At 68.6% G+C, this 8448-nt stretch carries 8 protein-coding genes; 4 read left to right on the forward strand and 4 right to left on the reverse strand.

The window, feature by feature from the left end; genetic code table 11:
• Positions 1-40: 40 nt before the first annotated feature.
• Complete coding sequence (locus tag RTU05_RS15830) at positions 41-601, reverse strand: hypothetical protein (protein WP_312599300.1); 561 nt, start codon at positions 599-601, stop codon at positions 41-43.
• A 169-nt stretch (positions 602-770) separates the two neighbouring features.
• A complete protein-coding gene (gene cysK, locus RTU05_RS15835) occupies positions 771-1751 on the reverse strand; it encodes a cysteine synthase A (RefSeq protein ID WP_312599301.1) in 981 nt (326 codons plus the stop codon).
• 149 nt (positions 1752-1900) lie between these two features.
• Between cysK and RTU05_RS15840 the strand changes: the two genes are divergently transcribed.
• A complete protein-coding gene (locus tag RTU05_RS15840; RefSeq protein WP_312599302.1) occupies positions 1901-3190 on the forward strand; it encodes a histidine kinase dimerization/phosphoacceptor domain -containing protein in 1290 nt (429 codons plus the stop codon).
• Between the two features lie 10 nt (positions 3191-3200).
• Here RTU05_RS15840 and RTU05_RS15845 read toward each other — a convergent pair whose 3' ends face one another.
• A complete protein-coding gene (locus RTU05_RS15845) occupies positions 3201-3683 on the reverse strand; it encodes an Lrp/AsnC family transcriptional regulator (RefSeq protein ID WP_312599303.1) in 483 nt (160 codons plus the stop codon).
• 84 nt (positions 3684-3767) lie between these two features.
• On the opposite strand from RTU05_RS15845, the gene RTU05_RS15850 reads away from it, so the two are divergent.
• Complete coding sequence (locus tag RTU05_RS15850; protein ID WP_312599304.1) at positions 3768-4670, forward strand: DMT family transporter; 903 nt, start codon at positions 3768-3770, stop codon at positions 4668-4670.
• 149 nt (positions 4671-4819) lie between these two features.
• Here the strand turns inward: RTU05_RS15850 and RTU05_RS15855 are convergent, their stop codons facing one another.
• Complete coding sequence (locus RTU05_RS15855) at positions 4820-6310, reverse strand: methyl-accepting chemotaxis protein (RefSeq protein WP_312599305.1); 1491 nt, start codon at positions 6308-6310, stop codon at positions 4820-4822.
• A 201-nt stretch (positions 6311-6511) separates the two neighbouring features.
• On the opposite strand from RTU05_RS15855, the gene fliI reads away from it, so the two are divergent.
• Both fliI and RTU05_RS15865 read left to right on the forward strand, forming a co-directional pair.
• A complete protein-coding gene (fliI, locus tag RTU05_RS15860) occupies positions 6512-7855 on the forward strand; it encodes a flagellar protein export ATPase FliI (protein ID WP_312599306.1) in 1344 nt (447 codons plus the stop codon).
• Positions 7856-7984: 129 nt separating this feature from the next.
• Positions 7985-8395 carry a flagellar export protein FliJ gene (locus tag RTU05_RS15865; protein WP_312599307.1) on the forward strand — a complete coding sequence of 137 codons (411 nt, stop codon included), beginning with the start codon at positions 7985-7987 and terminating at the stop codon, positions 8393-8395.
• Positions 8396-8448 lie beyond the last annotated feature (53 nt).

Genomic DNA, 8448 nt, shown 5'->3' on the forward strand with positions numbered 1-8448 from the left:
GCCAGCAGGGCGGCCGCCAGGGCGGGCGCGTGCCGCCCCGTCATCCAGCGGCTCCCGTCGCCGCCGCCTGGGCGGTCAGCGGAATGGTCATGCGAAGGAAGGGGCCGATGATGCTGTCGGAGGTAGAGCCTTCGTTGAACACCAGCGAGATCTGCGGCGTGCCGGCCGGCACGGCGCCCATGAAGACCAGCCGGCCGTTCATGGTGTCGCCCTTGACGATGTTCATGTTCGGATTGCCCTCGGGCGGCTTCAGACGCAGCTTCTGACCGTTGGGCAGTTCGATATAGGTGGCGTTGGTGGCCATCTCGACATTGTTGGTCATGTCGCTGGCGAAGGAGATGCTGACGTCCAGGATGGTGGCGTCCTCGGCCAGATCGACGTTCTTGACCCGCACCGTGGCCCCGACCTCGGTCACGCCCTGCACATCGACCGGCACGGTGCGGGTCTGGCGCGGCTGAGCGGTGACGGGGGTGTTGGCGGCGGCGGCGGCCTGCTGTTCGGGGGACATGGCGGCGTCGGCCTTGTCCTCGTTGTTCGAACAGGCGGCCAGGGCCAGGGCGGACACCCCGGCGACGGCGATCAGGCGAAGGGCGGCAGCCATGGAACGCTCCGGCGTTGTTGATCCACCGCGCGTCTGTCCGCCTCCCAAGCGGAGCCGCACGCGCGTCCGCTATCGAACACGCGAACGGCGAAAAGGCTCCGCTTGGCTCCGGGTCGTTTTCCGACGGCGCCACGCATGGGCGTCATCGGAAACGTGATTCAAGCGCCGTCTAAAGGCCCTCGAACAGCGCCGTGGAAAGATAGCGTTCGGCGAAGGACGGGATCACCACCACTATGGTCTTGCCCGCATTCTCGTCGCGCGCCGCCAGACGGAAGGCCGCCGTCAGGGCCGCGCCCGAACTGATGCCGACCGGAATGCCCTCGACGCGGGCGGCCTTGCGCGCCATGTCGAAACTGTCGTCGTTGGACACCTGCTCCACCCCGTCCACGACCGAGGGGTCATAGATGGCGGGCACGAAACCGGCGCCGATGCCCTGGATCTTGTGCGGTCCCGGCTGGCCGCCCGACAGCACAGGCGACGCCTCAGGCTCCACCGCGATCATCTGGACGGACGGCTTCTTGGCCTTCAGCGCCTGGCCGACGCCGGAAATGGTGCCGCCGGTGCCGACGCCCGCCACGATGATGTCCACGGCGCCGTCGGTGTCGTTCCAGATCTCCTCGGCCGTCGTCACCCGGTGAATGGCGGGGTTGGCCAGGTTCTCGAACTGCGAGGGGCTGATGGCGTTGGGCGTCGAATCCAGCAGTTCCTGGGCGCGGGCGATGGCGCCCTTCATCCCCTTTTCGGCCGGCGTCAGCTCAAGCTGGGCGCCCAGCAGGGCCAGCATCTTGCGCCGTTCGATCGACATGCTCTCGGGCATGCACAGGATCAGCTTCAGCCCCTTGGCGGCGGCGACGAAGGCCAGGGCGATGCCGGTGTTGCCGCTGGTGGGTTCGATCAGCACCGTGTTCCGGTCGATCTCGCCCGCCTGCTCCAGCGCCTCGACCATGGCCACGCCGATCCGGTCCTTGACCGAGGCGATGGGGTTGAAGAACTCCAGCTTGGCCAGCACCGTCGCCTTTGCGCCGTATTCCGCCGACAGACGCGGCAGGCGCACGAGCGGGGTGTCGCCGATGGTGTCGATGATCGAGTCATAGACCTTGCCCCGCCCCTTCTTCAGGTGGCGGGCGGCGTCATAGCTGAAGTCGGACATGGGGAAGGTCTCCGTGAAACTGCGGCCCGTAACAGATAAGGCCTGAAGCCCCGGCGCAAGGGGCCGCGCGCGATCATTTCTGCGCGAGACTTTCAGAGCGGCTATGTCGGACTATATGTCGCCGTCGCGCGAACTCGAGATCACAGCCCTTGCCCCACCGCCGTCCCCTCTCCGACCCCGGCCTGACGCCAGAGATCGCGGACCTGGTGGCCGAGGTGCGCGCCGATCAGGCCGAGCCGACCCAGATCCAGATGGACGACCGGGTTCAACCGCGGCTCGAAGCGGCGCCGGTCGCAAACGCCCGGCCCATGGACGAGGAACTGCGCTATCGGCTCAAGCAGCAGTCGCTGCTGGCGCGGTTCGGCGAACTGGCGCTGCGCGAGCGGGATCGTCAGGCCCTGCTGGACGCCGCCTGCGCGATCTGCGCCGACGGGCTGGAGACGCCGTTGTCCAAGGTGCTGATCCACAACGAGGCGCGCGACCGGCTGGTGCTGATCGCCGGCGTCGGCTGGACCGGGGCGGTCGAGGGGCTGTCGTCCATGGGGGTGGAGCTGGATTCGCCCGCCGGCTACGCCTTTCGGACCGGCAAGCCGCTGATCTCCAATCACCTGGATATCGAACAGCGGTTCCGCACGCCCAAGCTTCTGGCCGATCACGGGGTTCGGCGCGCGATCAACGTCCTGATCCGGCCCGAGGTGGACGGCGAACCCTGGGGCGTGCTGGAGGTGGACAGCCCCGACGAGGGTCAGTTCGACGCCCGCGACGCCCTGTTCCTGGACGCCTTCGCCGCCGTGGTGGGCGCGGCCCTGGCCCGCCAGCAGACCGAGCAACGGCTGCTGGCCGCCATCGAACACCAGGCCCTGCTGGCGCGCGAGGTCAGCCACCGGGTCAAGAACAGCCTGACCCTGGTTTCCAGCCTCTTGTCGATGCAGGCGCGCGGCGCCGCGTCGGACGACGTGCGCCGGGCGCTGGACACGGCGGGCGCCCGCATCCAGGCCATCGGCCAAGTCCACGACCAGCTGTGGCGCGGCGCGGACGTGCAAAGCGTGATCCTGTCCGACTTTCTGTGCCAACTGTGCGAGGCCGTCGCCGCCGGCAGCGAACGCCATGTCGTCACCTGCGAGGCGTCCGACGCGCCGCTGGGCGCCGACATCGCCATTCCGCTGGGGCTGATCGTCAACGAGCTGGTCACCAACGCCATCAAATACGCCTATGGCCCCGAGGGCGGCGCCATCGCCGTTTCGGGCCGGATCGCCGATGGCCGCCTGACCGTCACCGTCGCCGACCGGGGCCGGGGATTCGACCTGGCCGCCGCCCGTAGCGACCGCAGCCTGGGCATGCGCGTGATCGACAGTCTGGTGAAACAGATCGGCGGGGTGATCGAGAATCGCGCCGAAGAGACCGGCTCGGTCCTGGTGGTCGAGGCCGCCGCCGTCTGACGAATCGTCGCTACCGCCCCAGAACCGCGCGGGCGGGGTCGAAGGCGACCACCTCGCGGATCACGATCATGCTCTTGAAGCCGCGCACGCCCTTTTCGGGGACCAGTTCGCGGATGCCGAACGCCTCGTAGTCCTGCATGGAGCGGACGGCGACGGTCAGCAGATAGTCGGTCTCGCCCGTCACGTCCCAGCAGCCCTGGACCTCGGGGCTGGCCTTCATGGCGCGCTGGAAGGCGTCCATCACCTTGCGGTCCTGGGTGTTCATCTCGACCTGGACATGCAGGACGATGCGTGGTTCGATCCGCGCCGGATCGATCATGGCCACGTCGCGCACGATCACCCCCTCGGCCCGCAGCCGCCGCAATCGCCGCAGCACCGCCGATTCCGACAGGCCCACCGCCTCGGCCGTGACCCGCGCCGGCTCCTGATTGTCGCGACGCACCCGCTCCAGCAGCCTGTGGTCGAATGCGTCCAGCGTGACGAAATTCGTCATTTCATATCCTTTGATGCCGAATTCGGGTGCATTCAGGCCGGAAATCGCCGGGAAGCGCAACCGTATTTCGGCTAGTCATCGGCCATGACCGCCGTGGCCCTGAAATCCCACCTGTCCTCGCCCCTGATGGCGCGGCTGATCCCCTATCTGGCGCTGTTCGGCGGCATGACGACGCTGGCGTGCGGCACCTCCTTCGCCAAGACCCTGTTCCCCGTGATCGGGGCGCAGGGGACGACCGCCTATCGCGTCGGTCTGTCGGCCGTCATTCTTGTCGCGGTGTTCCGGCCGTGGCGGTTCCGGCTGACGCGCGCCGACCTGGGCGCCGTGGCCCTGTATGGCGTGGTTCTGGGGGCGATGAACCTCAGTTTCTACATGTCGCTGCGGACCATTCCGCTGGGCCTGGCCATCGCCATCGAGTTCATGGGGCCGCTGACCCTGGCGCTGCTGCATTCGCGCAAGGCGGTGCATTTCGTCTGCATCGGCTTCGCCGTCCTGGGCCTGGGCCTGCTGCTGCCGCTGAAGGCGGGCGTGGGCGCGCTGGATCCGGTCGGCATGGGTCTGGCCGCCTTCGCCGGCCTGTGCTGGGCGCTGTATATCGTGTTCGGCAAGCGGCTGTCGCACCTGCACGCCGGACAGTCGGTGGCCCTGGGCATGAGCGTGGCGGCCATGGTGGTCGTGCCGTTCGGCGTGGCCCACGCCGGTATGGCCCTGCTGAACCCGGCCATCGTCTTGGCCGGGGTGGCGGTGGCGATCTTCTCCAGCGCCCTGCCCTATTCGCTGGAGATGGTGGCCCTGCGCGCCATTCCCAAACGCACCTTCGGCGTAGTGCTGAGCGCCGAACCGGCCGTGGGCGCCCTGGCCGGCCTGATCATCCTGCACGAGCATCTGACCGGCCAGCAATGGCTGGCCATCGCCGCCATCGTCGCCGCCTCGGTCGGCGCCATCGCCACGACGCGCGAACCGCAGACGGGGCCGGAGCCGGTTTAGCCGGATCGCTCCATCAAACCGTCATCCTCGCCCTTGTGGCGGGGATCCATACGCTCGGTCCGTCCGCAGAATGCGATGCCTCAAACACCGGGCGTATGGATCCCAGGGACAAGCCCTGGGATGAGGAAACGGATCGGGCGACGCGGCCCTCAGAACTCCGCCCACTCCTGGCTGACCGCCGTCGCCACGTTTCCGCCGGCGTAGGCGCGGATGCGGGCGCGTTCGCGAGCCAGGGGTATGGGTCCGGCGCCGCGCGACAGATCGTGGACGCGCGGCGGGGCCTCGCCCGTCTCGAACCGTTCGACCAGTTGCGCCAACTGGTCCGTCTCGGTCTTCAAACTGATCGCCGCCGCCGTGGTCTGTTCCACCATGGCGGCGTTCTGCTGCGTGACCTGATCCATCTGGTTGACGGCGCTGTTGACCTGGCTGAGGCCGGTCGCCTGTTCCTGGGCCGATGCGGCGATTTCGGAGACCAGGGCGTCCATCTCGGCCACCTTGACGACGATCGCCGCCAGGGCCGCCCCGGTCTCGTTCACCAGCCGAACCCCGTGCGACACCTCCTGGCCCGAGGTGGTGATCAGGGTCTTGATCTCCTTGGCGGCCTCGGCCGACCGCTGGGCCAGGGCGCGAACCTCGGACGCCACCACGGCGAAGCCGCGTCCCGCCTCGCCGGCGCGAGCCGCCTCCACCCCGGCGTTCAGGGCCAACAGATTGGTCTGGAAGGCGATCTCGTCGATCACGCCGATGATGTCGCTGATCTGGGTCGAACTGCGCTTGATGCCGTCCATGGCCTCGACAGCCTGACGCACCACCTCGGACGAGCGATCCGCCTCGGCGCGGGCGCCCGCGGCGGCGGTCGAGGCCTGGCGGGCGCCGTCCGCGCTGCGTTTGACGGTGGCGGTGATCTGGTCCAGCGCCGCCGCCGTCTCCTCCAGACTGGCCGCCTGTTGTTCGGTGCGGCGCGACAGGTCGTCCGAGGCGCCGGAGATTTCGCCCACCCCGCCGCGCAAGGCCGCGATGGCCCCCAACGCCTGGCCCAGGGTCTGGCGCAGGCTTTCGACCGCCGCATTATAGTCGTCGCGCACCCGCAGATGCGCCCCCTCGACCGGCGCGTCGATCCGGGCGGTCAGGTCGCCCGCCGACAGGCGCGCCAGCACCCCGGCCAGGGCCTCGACCAGAACGGTCTGGGCCTGTTCCGCCGCGATCCGCGCCGTTTCCCGCCGGGCGGCCTCCTGCTCCTGTTCGGTGATGTCGATGGCCAGTTTGATCACCTTCACCGGCCGCCCATCGGGACCGAAGACCGGGTTGTAGGACGCCTGAAGCCAGACCTCGCGCCCGCCCTTGGCCAGACGACGGAACTTCTGCGCCAGGAACCGGCCGGCGTTCAGGTCGCGCCAGAAGGCGGCGTATTCCGGCGAGGCGGCGTCGGCGGGGTCCATGAACTGTCGGTGATGGGCGCCCCGTATCTCATCCAGACTGTAGCCCATGGTGGTCAGCAGGTTCTGGTTGGCGTCGATGATCACGCCGTCCAGACTGAATTCGATCACCGCCTGGGATCGGCCGATGGCGGCCATCTTGCCGTCCAGGTCGACCAAGCGATCCTGCATCTGCGTACGGGCCCGATGCGGCTTTGCGAACATGGTTCCACCCCTTCGCGATCAGCGAGCCCCCGCCCGCCTCGGTTGCAAGGTTGACACCGAATTGGTTTCGGAAGTCTTTCGCCTTTGAGTTGCAGCACTCACACAACTCGCCTCACTGCAAAGGTTGAAACGGGGGCCGACTTCATGGGTCGTTAACCACGATGGCGCATCTGATCGGGGTCTGTTCCTGGGGCCGTCCGCTTGCGTAATCTCGTCGCCGCCGTCGAAGCGATCGACCCGCTGGTCGTCACCGGCAAGGTGGCGGGCGTGTCCGGCCTGCTGATCGAATCGCGCGGCGGCCTGTCGCGTCTGGCGGTCGGGGCGCGGGCCGAGATCGGGCGGCGCGGCCATGATCCCCTGCCCGCCGAGGTCGTCGGCTTTCGCGATTCCAAGGCCCTGCTGATGCCGTTCGGACCCGTAGAGGGCGTGGCGCCCGGCGCCGACATCAGGATCGTCGAGACCGCCGCCAGCGTCCGGCCCACCACCGCCTGGCTGGGCCGGATCATCGACGCCTTCGGCCAGCCCATCGACGGCAAGGGTCCGTTGCCGCAAGGTCCCGCCCCATACCCCTTGCGCGCGCCGCCCCCGCCCGCCCATTCGCGCGGGCGGGTCGGAGAGCGTCTGGACCTGGGCGTGCGGGCCATGGACGTCTTCACCACCACCTGCCGGGGCCAGCGGCTGGGCATCTTCGCCGGGTCGGGCGTGGGCAAGTCGGTGCTGCTGTCCATGCTGGCCAAGGAGGCGACCTGCGACGCCGTGGTCGTGGGCCTGATCGGCGAACGGGGCCGCGAGGTGCGCGAGTTCGTGGAAGAGACCCTGGGCGAAGAGGGGCTGAAACGCGCCGTCGTCGTGGTCGCCACCTCGGACGAACCGGCCCTGAAACGCCGCCAGTCGGCCTATATGACCATGGCCATCGCCGAATATCTGCGGGACCAGGATCTGGAGGTGCTGTGCCTGATGGACTCGGTCACCCGCTTCGCCATGGCCCAGCGCGAGATCGGTCTGGCGGCGGGCGAACCACCGACGACCAAGGGCTATACCCCCACCGTCTTCACCGAACTGCCCAAGCTGCTTGAACGCGCCGGGCCGGGGCCGATCCGGCCGGACGGCACCACGGCGGCGCCCATCACCGCCCTGTTCACCGTCCTGGTGGACGGCGGCGACCATGACGAGCCGATCGCCGACGCCGTGCGCGGTATTCTGGACGGCCACATCGTCATGGACCGCAAGATCGCCGAGCGCGGGCGCTTTCCCGCCATCGACGTGCTGAAATCCGTCAGCCGCACCCTGCCAGGCTGCCAGACCCCGCCCGAGCGCGAGCTGAACAAGCGCGCCCGCCAGTGTCTGTCGGCCTATGCGAACATGGAGGAGCTGATCAAGATCGGCGCCTACCGGACCGGCGCCGACCCCATCGTGGACCGGGCCATCGCCCTGAACCCCGCGCTGGAAGATTTTCTGGGTCAGGACAAGGACGACGCCACCCGTCTTTCCGATTCCTTTACCCGGCTGGAAGCAATCCTGAACATGGGAATGGTGCAGGGGTGAGAAGTGCGCGTGAGCGAGAAGTGAGCGCGGACGTGGACGCTTCGAAGTCCCGGCTCACCCCTTGCTCACTAGCACGCCTCACCTCCGACCCCGACCCCACGCCCACCCTCAAGAAGACGCAGTAACCTCATGACCGCCTGGGCCCAATCCCTGATCCGCATCTCCAACTACGAGGTCGAGACGCTGCAGAAGCGCCTGGCCGAGATCGCCGAACGCCGCGCCGGCGCCGAGGTCCGCATCGCCGTTCTGGACGCCGAGGCCGAGGCCGAACGGGACCGCGCCCGCCTGGACGCCGAGGCCGGCCTGATGCTGGGCGCCTATCTGAACGGCTGGAAGGCCAGAAAGACCCAGGCCGAGAGCGACCTGTCGGTGCTGGACGCCGAGGAAGCCGGCGCCCGCGACGCCCTGACCGGCGCCTTCGAAGAGCTGAAGAAGTTCGAACACGTCGCCGAGACCACCCGCCTGAACCAGCTGGTCGCCATGGCCAAGCGCGAAACCGCCGCCTTCGACGAACTGGGCCTGCGGAAACGTGCGGTCTGATTCCAAAAATCCTCCCCCGCATCGCGGGGGAGGGGGACCACGCGCAGCGTGGT

Origin of the sequence: Brevundimonas sp., from assembly GCF_032017145.1 — a bacterium.
Taxonomy (GTDB): Bacteria; Pseudomonadota; Alphaproteobacteria; order Caulobacterales; family Caulobacteraceae; genus Brevundimonas.